The organism is Pseudoalteromonas sp. Cn5-37, from assembly GCF_021532495.1.
In the GTDB taxonomy this organism is placed as follows: Bacteria; Pseudomonadota; Gammaproteobacteria; order Enterobacterales; family Alteromonadaceae; genus Pseudoalteromonas; species Pseudoalteromonas simplex.
In genome coordinates this window covers 340307-361507 of the sequence record NZ_JAKGBA010000002.1, presented here as the reverse complement: position 1 = coordinate 361507, position 21201 = coordinate 340307, and the positions used below count along the sequence as shown (strand labels likewise).

Genomic DNA, 21201 nt, shown 5'->3' with positions numbered 1-21201 from the left:
CTCAGGGCAAAATAATAAGGAATATTATGAAAAAGAGCTCGCTTGCCTTATGCATGGCACTTTTATTTAGCCAGCAAAGCATGGCTAATGAAATGACCACCCAAGAGTTTAACGACACCTACCGCGCTTATGTCGCCGCTGTAAAAAATCAGCAAGACAGTAGTGAGCTTGCAAAAAAAGCGTTTGAACTAGGCAAAAAAGTTTATGGCGAAAGCGCCGACAACACTGCGAACCTTGCTATTAACTATGCAAACAGCCTAGATAAAAGCGAGCAAGAGCAACGCTTTGAGTTATATCGCACAGCCTACGAAATACTCGAAAAAAACCACGGTAAACTCAGTGCACAAGTGTATGACTCATTAATCGGCATGGCAGAATCAACACCTTCAGCTAAGCGTGCAGATACGTATTTAGATGATGTCATTGCCATTGCTGAAAAACAAAACTCCGCCAAGCTTGTTGCAGATGCAAAAATGACCGCCGCTCGTATTCTTGCATATAAAGGCACTGGTGAGCGCTATTACACAGCAAAGAAATATCTTGAAGAAGCCGATGATTACTATCAAGAGAATTTACCCAATAACGCTGTCGATCGTATTAGCGCTGACTTTTTAGTTGCCGCATTTGCAGAAAATCAACGTAAATACAGCACCGCCATTGAGCGTTTAAATCACGTGGTAAGCGTATTTGATCAAGAGCTAGACTTTGATCATCAAACCGAATTAAACGCCCATTCAAAGCTAGTTCACCTATACGAAAAAACAGGTAAAAGTGACGAAGCAACTAAACATTGCTTAGCGATTGCGAAAATGGTGCCGTGGAAAGAAAGCCAAGAACAAGAGCCGTTATACCGCGTACATCCTAAATATCCAAAATCAAAAGTTCAACGTATGGAAGATGGCAGTGTCGTAATGGAGTTTGAAGTAACCCCGTCAGGCTTTGTAGACAACATAACTGTGGTTGGCTCTGAGGGTGGCTCTGCATTTGAAAGAGAAGCTGTTAAAGCAGTAAAACAGTGGCGTTATGCCCCTAAGTTTGAAAATGGGCAAGCTATTGCTGCGACTTCTCGGGTGCAATTAGATTTTAAAATCAACAACTAAATAACAGGGTCGCAGTGCGACCCTATCATATCTTGTTAAGTAGTTTATCTGCTGCGTCCTCAATTAAATCGAGTACTTTTTCGAAGCCTTGATCGCCACCATAGTAGGGATCAGGGATCTCGCTTTCCCCTGCGTCACCATGACTTAAAAATAGCGACAGCTTATATTGTAAGTGCTCTGGACACTGGGCTTTTAAATCAGCAAGATTTTGCTTGTCGGCTGCGAGGATTAAATCAAACTCATAAAAATCAGCTTGAGTCACAGGTCGCGAATAAATTCCTTTAAAACTATAGCCGCGCTTTTCGGCTGCTGCTTTTGAGCGAGGATCTGGTGGATTACCTTGGTGATATCCAATGGTGCCAGCAGAATCAACTTTGACATTGACACCCAGCGCCTTTGCTCGACTACGAAGCACCGCCTCAGCTGTGGGTGAGCGACAAATATTGCCCAAGCAAACAATCAAAATCTTCTTCATTAAAATGAACCACCTTTATTATTTGCTTCAAAAAATTGCTTAAAACTCATAACTCAAGTTGATACCACCATCAACACGTTTATTATCATCGCTTGAGGCTTCACCGTACCCTAATTCAAACCTCAATCGCCAACCGTCTTGGTTTAAGCCACTGAAATTATAGCTGTAACTAAGCCCAATACCATTAGTGGTTTCTTCATCAAACGCTTCAGCGAGAGCACAACCAATTGCGTTGGCAAATGCTGCTGTAAGTTCATCGCTATTTTGAGATTCATCGCACTGAGTATCTACTTCTCTGTTTCCTAATGCGCCAACCAGCAAGCCGATTGCATGTTTATTATTATCACTTATAGCTTGCTCAAAACCCGCAGAAAAACCATCATCAAGGCCTATCTTATAATTGCCATACCAACGCTGGCTTAAGTCAGCACTAGCAACAGATACTTCAGGTATTACAAAGTACGGATAGCCACCACCAATCGAAAAACTAATATCATTAGCGCTAGCAAAAGTGGGGCCTAGTAGCAGCAACGAGACAACTGTATGTGTTATTTTTTTCATTGTTCACAATCTTTAAAATTTTGATGCAACAAAAAATAAAGCAAAATAGGTACAAAGACAACTTTTTAGTATTGATTTAGTATCTTTTCGTCATACTTATCAACATCTAAAGTTAAATTGTACTGCTGCGCAACACTATCAAGCTCAGCCTGCTTAATTGCCAACTCATCCATGGTAATAGTGTTGTCATCAAGCTGCCATAACAAACGTGACCCCGCATAACTGTATTGAATTGCTAATAAAGCATCGGCATTGCCCTCACGCCCTGCTGCTTTTAACTTTGGCATTTTACGGGTGATTTTATTCAGCGCTTTTTTAAGCTCCCACACATAGACAATTTCAGTCATGTAATCATGATTGCGGTACTTATTAAGCACAAAGCCCACCAGCAAACTACACACAACAACCCCTAATAGGTTCCAATGAAAATGGCTACCGCTTGGATCAGGAAATAACGCAATTAATGTTTGTGAAATGGCTAAACTGCCAACGGCTAAAGCAATTACACAAGCAATAATTACTTGGTTTAAATGTTTACGGTAACGGGCTTTATCTATTTGAATAAGTTTCATAACAACCTAAAAAACTTGTGAAAAATAAAAAGTGAAAAAAATTTCACCCCTTTTTTATTTGCCAGCCGTTTTAGCTATGAAAGCAATTATCCAAAGAGGAACGGCTATGCATACTTTACCACTAAACTCAGCAAGCTTGAATAACAGCAATGCTGCTTTAAAGACAACCGCAGCAATTATTGGTGGTGGTGTCATGACCTTTGCAGCATTTGCATTTATGCAGTACTTAATTTCTGCTGAGCAAAGAGCCGATGTAAAAACAGGCCCAGACATCACAGTTGAAATTTATGAAGTACCGGAAGACTCAAAAGTACAAGTAAAGCAAACACTGCCGCCACCGCCAGTTGCAAAAATGCCACCAAAAGTGCCACCGCGGCCAACCATTGATACGACCGAAACAGTTGTGCTAGCTGATTTAACACCAACAATGACATTCGATAACATTGGCGACACACTGAGCAAAACTATTAATCAACCAACAGGAGATGCAACGCCAATTGTGCGTATTAACCCTAAGTACCCTCCGGTAGCAGCTCGCGACGGCATTGAAGGTTGGGTGCAAATTAGCTTTAGTATTTCACCGACTGGTGAAGTGATTGATCCTGTTATTATTGATGCTGAGCCAAAACGGGTATTTGACCGTGAAGCAATTCGCGCGATTAAACGTTGGAAATATCGCCCTAAAGTTGTTGAAGGTGTGGCACAATTGCAAACAAACCAAAGCGTTCAACTTGATTTTAAAATAGATGGATAACTGCCTATGCTAATGAGCATCAAGACATGGTTATTTGACAAGCCAAACACAGATTGTTTGGCGCTGTATGCCAAAACGGGCGACAACCGTTACCTTAACCAACTCGTTGCTCAATACGGGAATGATCTTTATCACTATCTAGTCACTCAAAGTGATAAAGATCTTGCCCTTGATATATGCCAGCAAACCTGGTTAAAAGTTATTGATAAACGCAACTTTTACAATGATCAAAACAACCCAAAAGCGTGGCTTTTTCGATTAGCTCGTAATTTATTAATTGATGAATTTCGTAAGCAGCAAAAGTTCGTTGAATTAGAAGACAACCAACTATTTTCTGAATCTCAGGATGCAAGTTATCACTATGACTACGAAGCCTTTGATAAAGCACTTATGGCGCTTAGCTTTGTACAACGTGAAGCGCTGACCTTACAACAAGAAGGCTTTAGTCTCGAAGACATTGTTGCAATCACACAAAATAACCCAGAGACCATTAAAACTCGGCTGCGATATGCCCGTCAAAACCTGAAACAACAACTAGGAGGCCATCATGAAGCGTAACGACGAGCAATTCGATGCTGATTTAAAAGCACATTTTCAAAAACGTAAGGCAGAGCACAGCTTAAGCAGCGACGAGCTTTCACATATGCAAAAGCCACAGTCGGCAACGCCAAGACCACAACGCTTTTTAGGCCTGCAAATGACCGGTGTTTTTGCTGCTTTAGCGATTCTTGGTTTTGTCATGCTGCAATACAACAACCGTGAATTAACCGATGTTTACGCCGTGGATTTATCGGATTATCAATGGCTTGAAGTACACGAACTCGACGCCAAAGGCAGCTATGTGAGTAATCTTAAACAACAAAAACAAAACCTAGATGCTAACTACCAACAAGCATTAGCCAATCACCAAGCCCGCACCAGCTTCACCGGCCGTCTAGTCAGTGTTGATAACGACTGGTATATCGCCGACTGCGAGCAAAATGTCATAGTACAAATTAAACAATCACTCCTTGAAGAACTACAAAAACACGGCACCCTAGATACTCATATTCACCAAGGTGACCTACTCGCCCTAGACCAGAACAAACAAGGCCAAATCATCGCACTCAAACAGTTAACCCATGAGGCGAAAAAGTGTACGAGTTAGCGAGCTCGTAGGTTGGGTAGAGCGTAGCGAAACCCAACACACTCAGAGCAGTCAGATTTAAAAAAGTTAGCGAGCTACAAGGGGAAAGAGTAAAGGAGTACCGTGGGCGTGAAATTTATTTCGCGCGATTCTCTCAATTTATGCGGCTGTAAGTCGGGCTTTAGCCCGCCACGTATGAGTGATAAAACATGTTTCGCCATAAATGACGACCTACGTGACGTTGGTTAGAACGGAGTGAAAACCAACACACTCAGAGCTTTCAGCTATCAGATTTAAAACAACCTAGCGAGTTACAAGAGTAAAGTCGCAAGTTTTTAGGTAGCAGCTGGTTTACCCCGCGTAGTTAGTCTTCAGATGTCAGATCATTCTTCTGACATCTGATCCCTAATATCAATATCAATCTCACTCCCCTACCTTCGGCAACATGCTTTTACTAATCACTTCAAATGTATCTAAGTCTACCAGCATAGAGTAAACTTCATCGTTGTTGATAAATACAACGAATAAATTGCCCTCAGCGTTGAGGTTAGACTCTACAATGCGGTTGTAACCTGAAATAACTTCACTGTAGTTTGAGCCATCAATCTTGCTTAGCGCGAAGGTGCGCTTATCTTTGCCATCGAGCAGTTTGTCGTTGTTGGTATCGTTTTTGATAACTTCGTAAGAAACGGCCTTAGGAGCATTGGCTTTTTGCTCATTGTAAACTCGAGTATCAAACTCTTCGTAATGGCTTAAAGCACCAAACTCTATGATCAACTGATCCGTTGTTTTAAATAGCCACTTGGCGTGATTGGTTTTGTCATTAAGAAACAAAATGTTCTTTGAGCGCGTAGGTCTGTATTTATAACCACCGCTAAAATTATTGTAAACTGTTACATCAGCTTTCACCTCGATATCCAGTTTTTCTGATTCCAACGGGATAAAGTAAAAATCACTCCCCTCGACCTTACGGGGGTAACCCAGTTTCCACTTTTCTTGCTGCTTTTCATCTTCAGCTAAGTTTAGTGTTTGTTGCTGAACATGGTTATCGGACTTTAGTAAGTAAGCAACAAAATTATACCCTATTGCTGCAGCTCCAATGATTAAGCCCATAAGTAAAATTAGGCCGTTAACATTCCACACCCATTTAAAAAACTTTTCTGACTTCATACGACTGGTTAAATCCTTTTAAGAATAAGAACTCGCTAAGCTAGCAGATTTAAAACAAGTTAGCGAGCTACAAAGGGAAAGAGTAAAGGAGTACCGTAGGCGTGAAATTTATTTCGCGCGATGGTTCAACGAGCCATCAGCTTTCAAACTGACGGCTAATACTCCACTCTTTACCTCGCTTTTCCTACCAATAATCGCACATTGCTCTAATGTTAATAACAATTTAATGCTGAACCAGCTAGGCTAGTAACATCGTGTTTAAATATTATGGAGTTACCATGAAAAGGTCTTTGTTTAACAGTTTAATCATTACCTCAATTAGCTTGTCGAGCTTGCAAGCGTGTGCTCAGCCGGAGCAAAAGATCCCTCTGGATGCTAGCGCTAATGACTACAAGCTAGAATTAGTAAGTGAAGGAATTCAAATTCCGTGGGGTATGGCTTGGCTTAACGAGCGTGACTTACTCGTCACCGACAGACGTGGCGAGCTTAGATTAATTCGTGATGGCAAACTCGTTGAGCAAATAGTTAAAGGCACACCTAAAGTACATGATGAAGGTCAAGGGGGCTTATTAGACATAGAGCTTGATCCGAACTTTGCCGACAATGGCTGGATTTACTTTTCGTACTCGGGCTATGAAGGCGATGGTGAGGGTTATAACACCTCGATTATGCGCGCCCGCTTTAAAGATATGGCTCTTATTGATCAGCAATTATTGTTTGATGGCGAGCCAAATATTAAAACAACAAAACACTATGGTTCGCGTATTGAGTTCGATAAACAAGGTTACTTGTACTTCTCTATTGGCGACCGTGGCAAAAGGGACGTTCACCCACAAAGCCTTAACTATGATGCAGGCAAAATTCACCGTATCAATAGCGATGGCTCTATCCCTAAATCAAACCCGTTTTATAACCATAAAACAACTCATAAAAGCATTTATTCATATGGACACCGTAACCCTCAAGGTATGGCGATGCACCCAGAAACTGGGGTTATATGGAGTCATGAACATGGCCCCCGTGGCGGCGATGAAATCAACATAGTTAAAGCAGGTGCTAACTATGGTTGGCCTGAGATCACTTATGGGATCAACTACATTGGTACAAAAATTACTGACGAAACCAGTCGCGAGGGAATGGAACAACCTGATTGGTATTGGGTGCCTTCCATTGCCCCTTCTGGAATGGAATTTATCACCAGCGATAAATACCCTCAGTGGCAAGGTCAAATTGCCGTAGGTTCGATGAAGTTTGGTCACCTTGTGTTAGTGAAACTTGATGGTGACAAAGTAACAGGCCACAGCAAGGTTTTTGAAGGTGTAGGTCGCGTGCGCAGCCTTGCCACTCACCCTAATGGTGATTTATACCTTGGTGTTGATGGTGTCGGTGTTTATAAGGTTGTACCTAAATCGTAGGTTGGATAGAGCGAAGCGAAACCCAACACACTCAGAGCTATCAGCTTTCAGCCGTCAGCTATCAGATTTAATACAAGGTAGCGAGTTTCAAGGGGAAAGAGTAAAGGAATACCGTAGGCGTGAATTTTATTTCGCGCGATGGCCTCAATCCACACTATTGTAGGTCGGACTTTAGTCCGTCACTTTATAAGTGATTCGACATGTGTCGCCATAAATGACGACTTACGTTACAAGCAATAAAAAACCACAGACTCCTCTGTGGTTTTTTACTTATAACTTAAAGCTTACAGCTTAAAGCTATTACTTATAAAACAATTATGCTCGTCACTAGGTAAGCAATAAAAGTTAGCGCACCGCCGAATAAGGCATATGGCATTTGAGTTTTTACGTGCGTTAATAAATCACACCCTGATGCAATGGCCGATACTGCGCTGGTATCTGAGATTGGCGAGCAGTGATCGCCAAACACACCACCACCTAGAATAGCAGCAATGACCAATGAAGGTGGTAAACCTAATGCTTGAATGAGCGGTACACCAATTGGAATAAGTATTGCGAATGTGCCCCACGAGGTACCTGTGGTAAATGAAATTACTGCACCGGTTAAAAACAGCACTGGCACAACCAAGTAAATAGGTAAGAAATCACCGACTAGTCCGGCTACAAACACACCCGTACCTAGGTCTTTTAAGCTTGCACCTAAAGTGAGTGAAAGTAATACAATAGACACTAATGGAAGTAACTCACCCATTCCTTTAAAGCCAATATCAACCAGCTTATGATGCGTAAATTCACGCGAGCTAATCATTAAAAAGTAAGCCACAACACAAGCTAAAATAGTTGCATACAGCACTGATTTAGAGCCGCTGCCGCTGGCAATATCGCCATCGCCAGTCCAGAACATAAAACCAACCATGCTACCAATTAAAGTGATAAGTGGCACAAGCATGTGACGCGCTTTTGAGCCTTTGACTTCTTCTGTTAGTTCGGTTTCTTGTTGTTCAAAATTTTCTTCTGCTTGCTTTAATGGGCCATGTACCTTGTCGAAAGTAATCGTATAAAACACGATAAGTAGCGCGATAATGGCATAGAAGTTATAACCAATACTGCCCCATAATACCGATACAGCTGACTCTTCCAGTTCGTAGTTGCCAAGCAAGCCCAACACATAAGCGCCCCAGCCATTTAGCAAGATTAAGATACACACAGGTGCACTAGTACTATCGATAATATAAGCAAGGCGCGCTCGGCTCATTTTAAATTTATCAAACAAACCACGCGATAAAATCCCCGAGGTTAATACACTTAAGTTCGATTCAATGAACACCGCAATACCTGAGAACATGGTTAAGTAACCCACTTGGCGCTTACTTTTTGCAACCCCTTTGTTCATCAGTAAATTAACCGTCGCAGCCACACCGCCAGATTCACGAATGTAGGCAAGTAAAGCACCAATTAGAACACTAAAAATAAGGATACGGCTATTACCAGGGGAGCTGGCAACTTCAATGACTCGCTCTATGGTATTGATAAAGGTGAAAAACAAGGTATTACCTTCACCATTCAGAGCAAGTAAAAACTCAGACGACGCAACAGCGACTAATAACGCCATGATCACTTCTTTGCGCCAAAACACAATTAAGATAGCAATCAAGGGTGGTAAAATTGAATACCAAGACATAAAAACCCTTTTAAATTAAGAACAACATTTTATTTTTATTATGCGAAAACTCGCTAAGCTTAATGGCTTTGCCACCAAACTCAACTTAATTCGACTAGTGATTTAATATACTCTCATAAATCAGTGAGATAATAGAGCCATACTTACCTGTTTCAAAACGCTTGCCGACAAACTGGTAATTTTTTTGCGAGCCTTCAATAGGGGTATGACGCGCGTTGGTTAGTAGTACAATAGCAAGGTCGTATTCGGGGTCAATAACGGTTACAGTGCCTGTCCAGCCCGTATGACCAAAAGCCCGCGGGCTAGCATAAGGGCCAAAATGCCATTTGCGCGCTTGATGCCCTGCTCTACGCCACCCTAACCCATAGGTCTCATCGCTTGCTTGGGAGTTTGTGAATTGCTCAAGTACTTGTGGCGTAAAAATTTGTTTGTTGTCGTAACCGCCACCATTGAGTAACACCTGCATAAGTACGGACAAGTCACCAGCGGTACTAAATAGCCCCGCATGCCCCGCTACACCACCTAAAGCATAAAAGGCTTTTTCATCATGTACTTCACCTTGCAGTACATCGGTTCGAATGTTTTCAAACTCAATGCGACCACCTCGGGTGTTGCCGTTAATCTCAGTAGCGGCAATCTGTGAAGCTAAAAAGCCTTTTTGCAATGGATTATAAACCGTATGTGTTAAACCAAGCGGCTGATAAACTTGGCTCTCAACATAGGTATCGAGCGCCATACCGCTGATACGCTCAACTAATACACCAAGCAACATATAATCGATATCAGAATATAGGTGTTTTACGTTACGACCAGCCACAAAAGGCACGCCTGTTAATAACAGGTTTTTAGTACGCAGGCTGTTTTGAGAAAAAAAGCGCTCACCAAATTTATTGTCCTTACGATGAAAATCAACCACTGCTGGGTAACCCGCACTGTGGGTGAGTAAATCTTTTACTAAACGCTGTTCACGACCGCTGCCTCTAAATTCTGGTAGGTAATAGAACAGCGGTTTTTCTACGTCGAGTTTTCCTTCGCTGGCAAGCTTCATCAGTGCAAAGTTAGTGGCAAACATTTTTGAATTTGAAGCTATATCAAACAAGGTATCGTTTTGCATGGCTTGTGGGCTTGCAAGCTCACTGCCATCAGCATGGTACTTTTTAGCCGCGCCATAATGGCTTAGTTTGATCAACTTGCCATCTTTAATAACGGCAAGTACTGCGCCCGGAAAGCCCTCTTTAATCTCATGATTAATTAACTCATCAACGGCACTAAAACGCTTTTGACTGTTGTTTGTATCAAGCGTTGGGTAAGGAAAACGTAAGGTTAAGCTTGCCCCTTCAGGCAACACATTCTCTACCTTATAAGTGTTAATGCCATCGCGGGTGCGCTTAGCTAAACTGTATTGATATATTTTTTCGGCTGTTAATGGTGAGGCAATATTAATTTTTTCACCATTAATGAAAATATCAGCACTGGTTGCATCTTGATTTTCTATGATGATTTCACCGCGACCTTTATAGGCTATAAAAGTGCCTCTGTCGTTCACTAGCGCGCGGCTACTCGGATCAAGCGCCGGAATACGCGCTACAACTTGTGCATTGGCCAGTGTTTTTGGCGCAGACTCAACCGCTTGCTGTTGCTGCTGATATTCTTTAAATAACCGCTCAAGCTTTTTAGGAAAGTACTTATCTAGTAATGCAAATAGCACAGCGGCACTTCTTGCATCACTATTACCGCTTACATGCCAAGGCAAAAAGTGCATTTGAAAAGCACTTAGGGCATCGAGCGTTTGCGAATCAAGCTGACCCGTTGCAATCACCTCATAGCCGTAACTGCGCAATGCTTTTTGCATTAATTCAACAGAAGGTTTTGATGCGCTAAATAACTGCCAATACTTATCAACGGTGTTGCTGTCATACCACGCACCGATACCTGCTTTATACAGTTGATACCAAGGAAAACGCGGACCTGGGTCGTTCTTTCGGCTTGGAGCAATATCAGAATGGCCAATAACTTGAGTTGGGCCGATATCTGGGTTACGAGCAAGAATATCTTTGCTTAGCTTGATTAGTAGCTCTATTTGCTTAGCGTCGTAGTCAGGAAAAATACATAACTTGCTGGCGTCATTTTCCATCGCAAGCTTAGTTTGCTCCGGAATATGGCAGCTTGGTACATTCACTATTTCAATACCAATTGAATGATCATTTAAATCTTCTCGGCCCTGCCAAAAGCTGCGTCCGGCGTGCCATGCTCTATCTTTTTCATCAACTAGCTGAATAATTTCTAAATCATCTTTTGGGTAACTAGGATCGCCTGATTCGGGTAATAAATAATGTGAACTCAATCCCCCTTCATCCACGAGCGCACGCATTGATTTTTCGTAATCAATAGCGGTGTAATGCATCACTAAGAACTTAACACGATGGCTGTAATTAGCTGATTGTGTGTAGGTATATGGATTACTGGCACAGCTTACTAATAATGCCGCACTACTGAGATAACACAGCTGTTTAAGTAATGTTTTCAAAGGGGTAAAACTCATAACAGATTCATACCTGATGATTTAAGCATTGACGATTCTCAGCTATACAGTAGCAACACCCACTTAACATGTAAAATATTTTATTTCACATTTAAAGAATAAAAAGCATACATTATCGCTAAGTTACTAAAAATAGGGCTTTCTCAATAATTAGTGTTGTATCTATTATGGAATAAAACTATATTATTCCATCTAAATTAAGAAAAATATTCCAAACTTAGGTCTGCTAAAACAAAAATAAGTCGTCGTGTTAAGCAAACAATGCGCCCAAGCCCTGTGTTTATAATAGAACCATCGCTTTGCGTTTTGACTAAGTTAAGCAAACAAAGTGAGCCCTATGTCTACTTTTGTAAAAATTAAAGCCTTACGCCAATCTCTATCGAGCAGCGAAGCTAAGCTTGCTGACTTTACGTTAAATTCAGCGAATGCGATTCGTAATTTATCATCGGTTGAACTAGCAAAAGTGGTTGGTGTAAGCCAATCGAGTGTGGTGAAATTTTCGCAAAAGTTAGGTTATAAAGGCTTCCCTGCTTTTAAACTTGCAGTAATTGATGCCCTTAACGATGAAACGAGCGAACCTAAACTACATGGCAAGATCACCCTTAATGACTCGCTAGAGCAAATCGCCGAAAAACTATTAAGCAGTAAATTGGCGGTGTTAACCGAAACAAAAAACCTCAACGAAGCGCCTGCCGTCGAAAAAGCGGTAGAGCTATTAAAATCAGCAAAACGTATTCTGATTTGTGGTTTAGGTGGCTCAGCGCTGGTTGCAAAAGATTTTTCTTATAAATTACAAAAACTCGGTATGCCTGCAATTGCAGAGCCAGATGGGCATGCACAACTTGCGTATGTTGCGACCTTTTCGAAAGGTGATTTGGTCATCGCGATTAGTGAATCAGGTATGACTCGCGAAATTGCCGAAGTTGTTAAGCAAGCCAAGAAAAATTCAAGCTCGGTGATCTCAGTGACAAAATTTGGCAGTAGCCATGTTGCCGACTCAGCTGATGTAAAACTTTACTCGGTTGCTGAGGGTGAGTCTGTACGTTTATCGTCAATTTTAGCGCGAACGGCACAAGATTTTGTCATTGATATTTTGTTTATAGCCCTAACGCAATCAAGCCGTCAAGGCCGTAAGTTACTAGAACATTCTAATGAAGTTGTTGGCGAATTTAAGAATAACTAATTTCTTCATTAAAGTTACTAAAATACTAAAAAGCAGCTTAGGCTGCTTTTTTTGTGTCTATTTTATATTTGTAATTAACAATTCATTTTTACCCTCTAAATCATTTACTCGTTTAGCTAAGGTACTGACCAAAAAGTCATAATTTCTTACAAAGTTTTGCTAACACTAAATTAGCCACTCGCTAAGGCAAGCCATTGCTAAGCTTTACCTAAAATCGGTTATATATTTTATTCCTAAAAACACACCTTAAAACAAAAAAATATTCTTGACCACATTCAATAACACCTGTTTAATATATGGGCAACATAATTTTAAAGTTCATAAGTCTCAATTGGGTAAGTAGTCCAGCAAAGCATATAAATATAAGGACGGGAAACAATGAAACAACATGCATCCACACTCGCAATGAGCTATATAGCAAAAGCGACTAGCAATGCACTTCGCGCAAAGAAAACAGCCTTAACCGGTGTTGTTATGGCCGCGGCACTCGCCAGCGCGCCAGCCTTTGCAAATCTAACCGGGGGGATCAAAGGTAAGGTATCATCACCAGAAGCACAGCAGTCACTGGCGGGGATCACCGTTACAGCAAAAAGTAATGTGATGCCAAAACCACGTACTGTCGTTACACGAGAAGACGGCAGCTACGACTTACCACAATTAAAACCGGGTACTTATGAACTGACTTTCACAGATAAAAACGGTGTAACTCAAACCATGACTGTGGATGTTTTACTTGAACAAACTTCGAGCCTAAACGTCACTATGGGTGGTGCTAACGAAAACGTTGAAGTCATCACGGTTACCGGCAGTAAATTATTCCGCCAAGGTAAGTCTGCACTAACTAACTCATTAGGTGAAGAAGCAATCAACAGCGTGCCTGTTGGTCAAGATTATCGTGACCTATTAAAACTTGTACCAGGTGTTGAGCTTTCGGCAAATACAATTTTAGGTCCGTCAGCGGGTGGCTCTGGGGTTGATAACTCTTATGGATTTGACGGTGTAAATGTTTCAATGCCAATGTTTGGTAACTTAGCATCAGAGCCATCAACTCACGACGTTGCTTACGTTACTATGGACCGCGGTGGTGCAAAAGCGGTTGGTTTTAACCGCTCAGGTGGCTTCTCAATCAACACTGTATCAAAATCAGGTACTGACGAGTTTCACGGCAATGTAGAATACAAAGTACAACCAAAAAGCTTTGTTGCAACACCTGTTGGTGAAGAAAGCTATGAGCTCGATAAAAGCTGGTTAACAGCAAGTTTAGGCGGCCCACTTATTGAGGATACCTTATATTTCTATACCTCTTATTATCGCCCAGAAGAAACTCGCTCGAATAAAGATACTGCCTATGGTGGCGTTAAAGAATATGAAAGTATCCGCGATGAATACTTTGGAAAATTAACTTGGGCGCCAACTGACGATATTTTAATTAATATTTCACAACGTACATCCGACAAAGAAGTTAAAGGTGATTCAATTGGCGCTTACGAAACTGACAGTGTATCTGTCGGTAGTAAAGCTGACCAAGATATTTTTACTTTAGATGGCTCTTGGATTTTAGGCTCTGCAACCACTCTATCATTCCAATACAGTAAGTTTGAATTAGAAACAGGTTCGAAACCAGATACAGAGTTGAGTGTCGTACCTTCATTAAATAGTCAGCTTGATGTTAACAACCTTACTCAGATGGGTTACTTCTCGGTACCAAGCCTTAGAGACTATGATCCTGAAGAAGGCTTCACTGAAGAACAAATTGCTATTTACAATGCTGGAGCTACCGGATTAATTAATACCTACGGTTACACGGAAGATGGAGTGTTAAAAGGCGGTGGTGGAGTTGGCGCTTATTCACAATATGACAATATTAACTTCTATCGTGATTCGTTTGAAATTAGCTTAGAGCATGAATTTGACTGGGGTGACACATACCACACGCTTCATTTTGGTGCTAAGTGGGAAGAAAGTGAAGAGCAACTTACCCGATTATCAAATGGCTGGGGACGCATCTCTTACCTTGGCGGTTTAGTCGATGCTGATGCAGACACTGAAGGCTTTGACCCTGCCGATGCCATTTATCGCGCACATGTACAACAAATGAGTCTGGCAACCGAAGATGGAAGCACAGTCTCAGGTATCGATTCTGAAATGCGCAGCCTCAATTTCGAAATAAACGATACTATTGAGCATGGTGACTGGACTTATAATATCGGTTTACTTGTGAGCCAAGATACTTGGTACGGGCAAGGCTTAAAAGCGAAGTCAGGAACCGTTTCAGGTTATGAGTTGGCTCCAGGAAATAAGTACGAAATGTATAAAACAGATTGGAGTGATATGCTTCAACCTCGTTTAGGTGCAACCTGGACATACTCTGGCGAAGATTCAGTGTTTGCGAACTTTGCTATTTATAACCCTGAAGCAAGCTCTTTGGCTCGTGCAGCTTCATGGGATCGTAATACTCGCGCTGAAATTGAATTACTACTTGATGAATCAGGTAATATTCTTTCTGCATCACCTCGACGCGGCTCGTCAGGTAAAGCATTCCAAGAAGGCATGAAGCCCCGTCGAATTAATGAGTTCACGCTTGGTACCACTAAATACGTGGGTTCTGATTTAGTATTACGTGCTCACGTACGTCACCGTAAAGGTATGCATTTTTGGGAAGATATGCCAAACACGGCACGCTTAACTGACTACTCTGGCGTTGATGCTGATGGCGTACCGCAACATATTGCAGATAAAGGTTTATATGTAGATAACCTAGATGAAATCCGCGATGAAATTGGTGGTTCTTCTTATGTGATTGCTGAAGTCGATGGCGGTGAAACCAAATATTGGGAAGCCAGCATCGAAGCTGAATACTTAGGTGAAAACAGCTACATCAATGCTTCATATGTTTGGAGCCATTACTACGGTAATTTCGACCAAGACAATACCACAACAAGTAATGATGCAAATAACTTTATTGGCTCATCATACTATGGTGATGGGCGCGGTCGTTACTCATGGGATAACCGATACGGGACTCTTTCCGGTGATAAGCCACATAAAGTTAAAGTGTATGGTTACTACACTGTGCCGTGGGAAGCAAACATTGGTGCTTACTTTGTATTCCAATCTGGTCAAGCTTGGGAAAACTGGGATGGTACTATGTATGGTTATCCAACCAGCCATGTTAGCCGCTATGCCGAGCCTGCAGGTTCTCGAAGAACAGCAAGTCACTGGCAACTTGACTTAAACTACACCCAAGACTTTAAGTTCTCAGGTGATATGGAATTACAATTCCGCGCAGATATATTTAATGTCTTTAACCGCCAAACAGGTTACAACAAAAACCCATATGTACTTGATGAAAACTATGGTGAATCACGCAGTTACTATAACCCGCGTAGTTTGCAGCTTTCAGTTAACTTCAAGTTCTAAGTTAATCAATCCTGTTGGGGCCGCTATTGCGGCCCTTTTTTATGCCTCAAAAAAGCTTAAATTGTACAAAATGCTTTTGCAGCATCTATATTAGCCGCTTCTTTCATGAAGTAGTCTAGCTGCACCGTTCGGGTTATCGCTCGCGACTCGCTGTTACTTTTACTTGCCTGCCACAGCCAATGTTTAAGTGACTCTCGCGACACATCGACAAACAGCCCTTCAGGGAAGCTCTCTACAAAACGAATATCAGTGGTATTACCTTGTTTATCAATAGTAATAATAAAGCGCGCACAGCCTGTCTGCTTAGATATTAAAGCAGCTTGAGGATAGTTGGGCTTTGTTGCATGTTTAAGTGTCCACAGCTGCTCTGCTGCGTTTTTATCATCACGAAGGTCGAGCACATCGGTTGAGTTACTTGTTGCACTGTTTGGGAGTTGTGAGCAGCCAGTGAGTAAAGAAAATGCAGCAATTAAATGAACTTTCATGGTATATCCTTATAAACCAAGTCCCTGAACATACCGCAATTAATTTTTAGAAATATAAAAAAACGAGGCAAGCGCCTCGTTGTTATTTATCTAATTATTATTGATACAGCAAATATGGCGTTCGCTTGCGTTTAAAAGCGTTCAAATCCGCTTGCCAGCTTTGCTTGATTTGTTGCTCAGTTTGGCCAGCTTCAATCGCTAAACGCAATTTATCAGTTCCTGCAAGTTTATCCATAAAACCAGCTCGTTCAAAAAACGTTTGATCATTCGCGCTCAACTGTTGATAAGCCGAAATAAACAAACTTAAATCTAGGCCATGAATATCAGCATCTCGTAAGTCTTGACCAAATACTTCAACCCCTTTGAATTTAGGGTGCATTGAAGCGCCTTTAATTGCCCTTGGGGTAAAACTAAATTCGCCGAGTTTAACTGGCGAGTAACCGACAACTTGAAACGGAAAATCAGTGCCACGGCCAATAGTTACAGGCGTTGCTTCAAAGAAACACAATGATGGATAAAGCGCAATTGATTGAGCATTCGGTAAGTTAGGGCTTGGCTTTATTGGTAGCTCATAGGCCATAGTACGGTCATAGTTTGTAACAGGCACGACACTTAGCTCAAGCTTATCAGCGTCATTTATCCAGCCTTCGCCTTTGATCATTTGAGCAAGTTCAGCCACTGTCATACCGTGTAGAACAGGAATTTCGTGCATGCCAACAAATGAGCGAAATTGTGGGTCAAGAATAGGCCCATCAACATAGGCAATATTCGGATTAGGTCTATCGAGTACCACAACCTGTTTACCATTTTCAGCGGCAGCTTCCATTACGTAATGCATTGAGCTGATGTAAGTATAAAAACGCACACCAACATCTTGAATATCAAAAATAATGACATCTAGATCTGCAAGCATCTCAGGGCTTGGCTTTTTATTACTGCCATAAATCGACACAACATCAATGCCGGTTTTAGCATCTACTGTGCTTTTAACGTGAGCACCGGCGTCATGATCGCCGCGAAAACCATGCTCTGGGGCAAATATTTTGCCGATCACTACGCCATTATCAAGTAATGCATCAACCAAATGTTGACCATTCACCACTGACGTTTGATTAACGACCAAGCCAACACGTTTACCTTTTAATGCAGGAACATAAGCTTGAAAATTGGCTGCGCCAACCTGTAAAGGCTGTGCATTTTTAGGCGCTTGTGCAGGTGTTTCTTGGCAACCTAAAAGCGCAAAACAACTAAGAAGTAAAATAACTAAAAAACGCATTATTCTTCAACCGCCTTACGTAAAAAGCCACCTGCTTTTGACAATAACTGTTTTGCTTCAGGAGCTGGTTTTCCGGTCAACACAATTAAAATAGCCAGTTTTGCGCTTTGCCCTGCTTGCTTTAATGCATCAACGGCTTGCTGCTGCGAACAGTCTGTTGCTTGCATCACAATACGAATAGCACGAGCATGTAGCTTTTCGTTACTGGCATTTACATCAACCATCAGGTTTTTATAGACTTTACCTGTGCGGATCATGCTGGCTGTACTTAGCATATTCAACACCAGTTTCTGTGCAGTGCCCGATTTCATACGTGTAGAACCAGTCACAGCTTCTGCACCAACTACAGGGCAAATACCAATTTGTGGTAAACGCATCACAGCTGAGTCTGGGTTACAAGTAACACCCACAGTGACACAACCTAACGATTTAGCGTATTCAATTGCCGAGCAAACATAGGGGGTACGGCCACTGGCAGCTATGCCAACCACGACATCTTTACTGTTTAAACTCACATTTTTTAAATCTTCAACAGCAAGTGTTGTACTATCCTCAGCGCCTTCTACGGCTTTTTTAACCGCGGTGTCACCACCTGCAATAATACCGAGGACTTGCTGATCGCTAACGCTATAGGTAGGCGCACATTCAACTGCATCCAAAATACCTAAGCGACCACTGGTGCCAGCGCCAATGTAGATTAACCTGCCACCTTGTTGAAATGCGTCAACCACATGATCGACAGCTTCACTAATTTGTGGGATCACTTGTTTCACGGCACCCGCTACTTTGTGATCTTCATTATTGATCTTAGTGAGGATCTCAGTGGAGCTGAGCAGATCGATATCCAAAGTGTCTGGGTTTTGCCCTTCGGAGACAATACCGTTTAACTCTTCGAGTAACTCACGTTGTTGCTTAAAGACGTGCTCAGGGCTCATTGGGTTGTCCTTTTTCAATAATGTCATGGTAATGCTTTGCCGCTAAAATGGCGGCACCAGTTAATGAATCTCCTTTACAAGGAGATAATTCGTTTTGTAAGGCTCGTGGCAATAATGGTTGGCTGACTTTCGCTAAACCACCAATTAAAATCACCGGTAACGGCGAGTTACCTCGGCTTTTATTTATTAACCTAACCACCGATTGGGTATGCTCTGTTAATACCGTTTTTGCCGCCTCACAGTCGTTTTGTAAGCTAAACACTAATGGGCTAAATGCTGCATAATCCGCAGGTTTTGCTTGTTTAAGCCAACTACTAATTGTTTGACGAGTGCATCCTAGCTGCTCACTCAAACGAACCGTTAATCGACTTTTTGGTAAATCATAAATATCTATATCGTTTAATAATTGCTGCACTGCCATCAGGCCGATGCGGGCACCACCGCCAAAATCATCAACGGAAAAGCCCCAACCGCTCACCAACTTTGTTTGCTTTTGGGCGTTTAATCGTGCACCGACAGCACCGGTGCCAAGGGCAATAACCACACATGGGTCACCAAGATTAGCACCATATAATGACGTAATTGCATCGCTGGTAATTTGCAAACTGGCAAATTCTATTTCGTAAACTAGCTTGAGCATCACTGTTAATTGTTCAGCAAGACTCTGCGATGAGCCACCAGCAACACCCATAACGGTGACAATTTCACTTGGCTTTGCGCCACTTTGCTGGCAAACATCACGGGTCACTTTAACAATGTTTTCTAACGCTAAATCAAGATCATTCGAAATTGATGCCGAACCCGCTTGGGCACGGAAAGTCGCACCACTTGCCTGCTCTTTTAGCTCAGCTAACACTTTGGTGCCGCCGCCATCGATGGCTAAAATATAGCGTAAGGCCATTTATGCGCTCTTCTCGTGTGCCGCTTTACCTAGGCAACATACAAGTGTTGCGAGCAATGTACCTATGCATAGCTGCCAAGTAAATCCTAAGTAAAAGCGCATTGACTCAGGTAGTAGCCAGTCAATCATGTAGGGCTGCATTAATAAGGTCACCATAAAGCCCGCTATTAGCGCCGCTAACACTGAACCTTCACTACCTCGTTTGGTGAACAAGGTAGTAAAATACACACCTAACAAACCGCTGTACGAGAACACCATGACACTTAGCGCAAATTTTAATAATGGCATATCACTGTATTGCTGCCAGAAATAGCAAAGAATAGCCATAAGCGCTAAAGCAAGGCTTACTAAAGCCATGCCTACACGACCCGCTTTTACAAAGTGATGGTCATTTACTTGTTTATTGTGTTTTTCCAAGTAAGGGCGATAGATATCTTGTACGATGACTGAAGACATCGAACTAAGCCCAGAGTTCAAAGTAGAAATAGCGGCAGCAATAATACCCACGCTGACTAAACCTTTAACCCCGGCTGGTACTTCGTTTAATACGTAGTACATAAAGATAGTAATTTTTTCGCCATTAAATTCTTGTACGACCGTTTGCCCAGCTTCGCTATTCATTAGTGCAGGTTGCTGATAAACAATATACAGCAGCAAACCAATAAAGATAAAAATAGCCATAACTGGGATCACCATCACCACCGATAGTAATAACGCTTTACTGCCTTCTTTTGGACTTTTACAGGTTAATAAGCGCTGCGTCATATCTTGGTCTAAACCAAATGCAGCGATGTTTAATAGCACAAACCCCGTTAACACAGAGGCCATGTTAAACACACCTGACGGGCCAAAATCTAAATCAAATTTAAACAGCGCAAGTTTTGAATCTGCACCAGGACTTGGCTCATTCAAAGTTGCAATAATGGTTGAGAAATCAGCCGGAATAACACTCAACAAGCACCAAATAACCGCAATAGCCGCACTGACATAAACGATACTTTGCAGTACATCAGAATAAATAACGCTGCGAATGCCACCCAAAAAGGTATAAAGCAGACCCGCAAGCGCCAATACTAAAGTCGCGATTACCACACTATCGGCATCGATATTGCCATACAGAATCATCGCCACAGCAATAGCGGCCATGTATAAACGGGCGCCACTGGCAAACACACGGCCAAATAAATACATCATGCCGCTACGGCGCTTGGCCTTTGGCCCGATACGTTTTTCAAGCAACTCGTAAACGGTATATACTTTTTGCTGATAGAACTTCGGAATTAAAAATGCCGATACTATGAAGGCCGCAATAAAGGCACCGATATTAGTCGCAATATAAGAAAAGTCCCCTTGATAGCCTTGATCTGGCCCACCAATAAACGTTGCCGCTGATTGCGAAGTCGCTAAAACAGAAATAGCCACCATCCACGTTGGCATGCTATTTCCGCCTAGAAAAAAATCTTGGCTTGAGTTAGCGCGTTTGCGATTAAACCACCAGCCACTTAGCAATAAAATTGCACCGTAACTTGCGAATACTAGCCAATCGAGAAAAGCGTAATTTGCACTCATTTATTATCCTAACCCAAACCTTGATGGAATATATTA

18 protein-coding genes are annotated in these 21201 nt (G+C 42.0%); 7 read left to right on the top strand and 11 right to left on the bottom strand.

The features are described 5' to 3' along the window. Positions 1 to 26: 26 nt before the first annotated feature. Entirely contained in the window at positions 27 to 1100 is a 1074-nt protein-coding gene (locus tag L1266_RS06425) for an energy transducer TonB (RefSeq protein ID WP_235377119.1), read from the top strand. 25 nt (positions 1101 to 1125) lie between these two features. Here L1266_RS06425 and L1266_RS06420 read toward each other — a convergent pair whose 3' ends face one another. The 3 genes from L1266_RS06420 to L1266_RS06410 form a co-directional block, all read right to left on the bottom strand. After that, positions 1126 to 1575, bottom strand: coding sequence for a low molecular weight protein-tyrosine-phosphatase (locus L1266_RS06420; RefSeq protein WP_235377118.1), 450 nt, complete (start codon positions 1573 to 1575; stop codon positions 1126 to 1128). A gap of 39 nt (positions 1576 to 1614) precedes the next feature. Continuing rightward, positions 1615 to 2136: a hypothetical protein gene (locus L1266_RS06415; RefSeq protein WP_235377117.1), complete on the bottom strand. Its 522-nt coding sequence runs from the start codon at positions 2134 to 2136 to the stop codon at positions 1615 to 1617. A 65-nt stretch (positions 2137 to 2201) separates the two neighbouring features. Next, on the bottom strand, positions 2202 to 2708 hold the full coding sequence (locus L1266_RS06410; protein WP_054551273.1) for a DUF3087 domain-containing protein: 507 nt from the start codon (positions 2706 to 2708) through the stop codon (positions 2202 to 2204). Between the two features lie 106 nt (positions 2709 to 2814). Between L1266_RS06410 and L1266_RS06405 the strand changes: the two genes are divergently transcribed. Genes L1266_RS06405 through L1266_RS06395 form a run of 3 tightly spaced genes read left to right on the top strand, consistent with a single transcriptional unit; the run spans position 2815 to position 4609 of the window. Further along, positions 2815 to 3462 (top strand): energy transducer TonB, encoded by a 648-nt coding sequence (locus L1266_RS06405; RefSeq protein WP_235377116.1) that lies wholly within the window; start codon positions 2815 to 2817, stop codon positions 3460 to 3462. 6 nt (positions 3463 to 3468) lie between these two features. Further along, positions 3469 to 4020 (top strand): RNA polymerase sigma factor, encoded by a 552-nt coding sequence (locus L1266_RS06400; protein ID WP_199530061.1) that lies wholly within the window; start codon positions 3469 to 3471, stop codon positions 4018 to 4020. After that, positions 4010 to 4609 (top strand): hypothetical protein, encoded by a 600-nt coding sequence (locus tag L1266_RS06395; RefSeq protein ID WP_235377115.1) that lies wholly within the window; start codon positions 4010 to 4012, stop codon positions 4607 to 4609. Before L1266_RS06400 ends, L1266_RS06395 begins: the two co-directional genes overlap by 11 nt. Positions 4610 to 5011: 402 nt before the next feature. Here L1266_RS06395 and L1266_RS06390 read toward each other — a convergent pair whose 3' ends face one another. After that, on the bottom strand, positions 5012 to 5758 hold the full coding sequence (locus L1266_RS06390; RefSeq protein ID WP_138601875.1) for a hypothetical protein: 747 nt from the start codon (positions 5756 to 5758) through the stop codon (positions 5012 to 5014). 278 nt (positions 5759 to 6036) lie between these two features. On the opposite strand from L1266_RS06390, the gene L1266_RS06385 reads away from it, so the two are divergent. Then, positions 6037 to 7173 carry a PQQ-dependent sugar dehydrogenase gene (locus L1266_RS06385; RefSeq protein WP_235377114.1) on the top strand — a complete coding sequence of 379 codons (1137 nt, stop codon included), beginning with the start codon at positions 6037 to 6039 and terminating at the stop codon, positions 7171 to 7173. A 304-nt stretch (positions 7174 to 7477) separates the two neighbouring features. Here L1266_RS06385 and L1266_RS06380 read toward each other — a convergent pair whose 3' ends face one another. Then, on the bottom strand, positions 7478 to 8854 hold the full coding sequence (locus tag L1266_RS06380; RefSeq protein ID WP_235377113.1) for a Na+/H+ antiporter NhaC family protein: 1377 nt from the start codon (positions 8852 to 8854) through the stop codon (positions 7478 to 7480). 94 nt (positions 8855 to 8948) lie between these two features. Further along, positions 8949 to 11396, bottom strand: a complete 2448-nt coding sequence (gene pbp4b / locus L1266_RS06375; RefSeq protein WP_235377112.1) for a penicillin binding protein PBP4B — start codon at positions 11394 to 11396, stop codon at positions 8949 to 8951. 337 nt (positions 11397 to 11733) lie between these two features. On the opposite strand from pbp4b, the gene L1266_RS06370 reads away from it, so the two are divergent. Beyond that, on the top strand, positions 11734 to 12579 hold the full coding sequence (locus L1266_RS06370) for a MurR/RpiR family transcriptional regulator (protein ID WP_235377111.1): 846 nt from the start codon (positions 11734 to 11736) through the stop codon (positions 12577 to 12579). Positions 12580 to 12957: 378 nt separating this feature from the next. Next, complete coding sequence (locus L1266_RS06365) at positions 12958 to 15999, top strand: carboxypeptidase regulatory-like domain-containing protein (protein ID WP_138601976.1); 3042 nt, start codon at positions 12958 to 12960, stop codon at positions 15997 to 15999. Positions 16000 to 16055: 56 nt separating this feature from the next. On the opposite strand, the gene L1266_RS06360 is transcribed toward L1266_RS06365, so the two are convergent. The 5 genes from L1266_RS06360 to L1266_RS06340 form a co-directional block, all read right to left on the bottom strand. Next, the gene (locus tag L1266_RS06360) at positions 16056 to 16484 is read right to left on the bottom strand and encodes an energy transducer TonB (RefSeq protein WP_235377110.1); all 429 of its coding nucleotides are present in this window, start codon (positions 16482 to 16484) and stop codon (positions 16056 to 16058) included. A gap of 97 nt (positions 16485 to 16581) precedes the next feature. Further along, on the bottom strand, positions 16582 to 17760 hold the full coding sequence (locus L1266_RS06355; RefSeq protein WP_235377109.1) for an exo-beta-N-acetylmuramidase NamZ family protein: 1179 nt from the start codon (positions 17758 to 17760) through the stop codon (positions 16582 to 16584). Next, complete coding sequence (gene murQ / locus L1266_RS06350) at positions 17760 to 18695, bottom strand: N-acetylmuramic acid 6-phosphate etherase (protein WP_235377108.1); 936 nt, start codon at positions 18693 to 18695, stop codon at positions 17760 to 17762. The genes L1266_RS06355 and murQ overlap by 1 nt, the downstream gene beginning before the upstream one ends. After that, the gene (locus L1266_RS06345; RefSeq protein WP_138601984.1) at positions 18685 to 19596 is read right to left on the bottom strand and encodes a BadF/BadG/BcrA/BcrD ATPase family protein; all 912 of its coding nucleotides are present in this window, start codon (positions 19594 to 19596) and stop codon (positions 18685 to 18687) included. The genes murQ and L1266_RS06345 overlap by 11 nt, the downstream gene beginning before the upstream one ends. Continuing rightward, positions 19597 to 21165 carry a sodium:solute symporter gene (locus L1266_RS06340; protein WP_235377107.1) on the bottom strand — a complete coding sequence of 523 codons (1569 nt, stop codon included), beginning with the start codon at positions 21163 to 21165 and terminating at the stop codon, positions 19597 to 19599. Positions 21166 to 21201 lie beyond the last annotated feature (36 nt).

Bases quoted from the DNA above. Each gene is read 5' to 3' on its own strand.
- L1266_RS06425 (WP_235377119.1), top strand. From the start codon at position 27: ATGAAAAAGAGCTCGCTTGCCTTATGCATGGCACTTTTATTTAGCCAG.
- L1266_RS06420 (WP_235377118.1), bottom strand. From the start codon at position 1,575: ATGAAGAAGATTTTGATTGTTTGCTTGGGCAATATTTGTCGCTCACCC.
- L1266_RS06415 (WP_235377117.1), bottom strand. From the start codon at position 2,136: ATGAAAAAAATAACACATACAGTTGTCTCGTTGCTGCTACTAGGCCCC.
- L1266_RS06410 (WP_054551273.1), bottom strand. From the start codon at position 2,708: ATGAAACTTATTCAAATAGATAAAGCCCGTTACCGTAAACATTTAAAC.
- L1266_RS06405 (WP_235377116.1), top strand. From the start codon at position 2,815: ATGCATACTTTACCACTAAACTCAGCAAGCTTGAATAACAGCAATGCT.
- L1266_RS06400 (WP_199530061.1), top strand. From the start codon at position 3,469: ATGCTAATGAGCATCAAGACATGGTTATTTGACAAGCCAAACACAGAT.
- L1266_RS06395 (WP_235377115.1), top strand. From the start codon at position 4,010: ATGAAGCGTAACGACGAGCAATTCGATGCTGATTTAAAAGCACATTTT.
- L1266_RS06390 (WP_138601875.1), bottom strand. From the start codon at position 5,758: ATGAAGTCAGAAAAGTTTTTTAAATGGGTGTGGAATGTTAACGGCCTA.
- L1266_RS06385 (WP_235377114.1), top strand. From the start codon at position 6,037: ATGAAAAGGTCTTTGTTTAACAGTTTAATCATTACCTCAATTAGCTTG.
- L1266_RS06380 (WP_235377113.1), bottom strand. From the start codon at position 8,854: ATGTCTTGGTATTCAATTTTACCACCCTTGATTGCTATCTTAATTGTG.
- pbp4b (WP_235377112.1), bottom strand. From the start codon at position 11,396: ATGAGTTTTACCCCTTTGAAAACATTACTTAAACAGCTGTGTTATCTC.
- L1266_RS06370 (WP_235377111.1), top strand. From the start codon at position 11,734: ATGTCTACTTTTGTAAAAATTAAAGCCTTACGCCAATCTCTATCGAGC.
- L1266_RS06365 (WP_138601976.1), top strand. From the start codon at position 12,958: ATGAAACAACATGCATCCACACTCGCAATGAGCTATATAGCAAAAGCG.
- L1266_RS06360 (WP_235377110.1), bottom strand. From the start codon at position 16,484: ATGAAAGTTCATTTAATTGCTGCATTTTCTTTACTCACTGGCTGCTCA.
- L1266_RS06355 (WP_235377109.1), bottom strand. From the start codon at position 17,760: ATGCGTTTTTTAGTTATTTTACTTCTTAGTTGTTTTGCGCTTTTAGGT.
- murQ (WP_235377108.1), bottom strand. From the start codon at position 18,695: ATGAGCCCTGAGCACGTCTTTAAGCAACAACGTGAGTTACTCGAAGAG.
- L1266_RS06345 (WP_138601984.1), bottom strand. From the start codon at position 19,596: ATGGCCTTACGCTATATTTTAGCCATCGATGGCGGCGGCACCAAAGTG.
- L1266_RS06340 (WP_235377107.1), bottom strand. From the start codon at position 21,165: ATGAGTGCAAATTACGCTTTTCTCGATTGGCTAGTATTCGCAAGTTAC.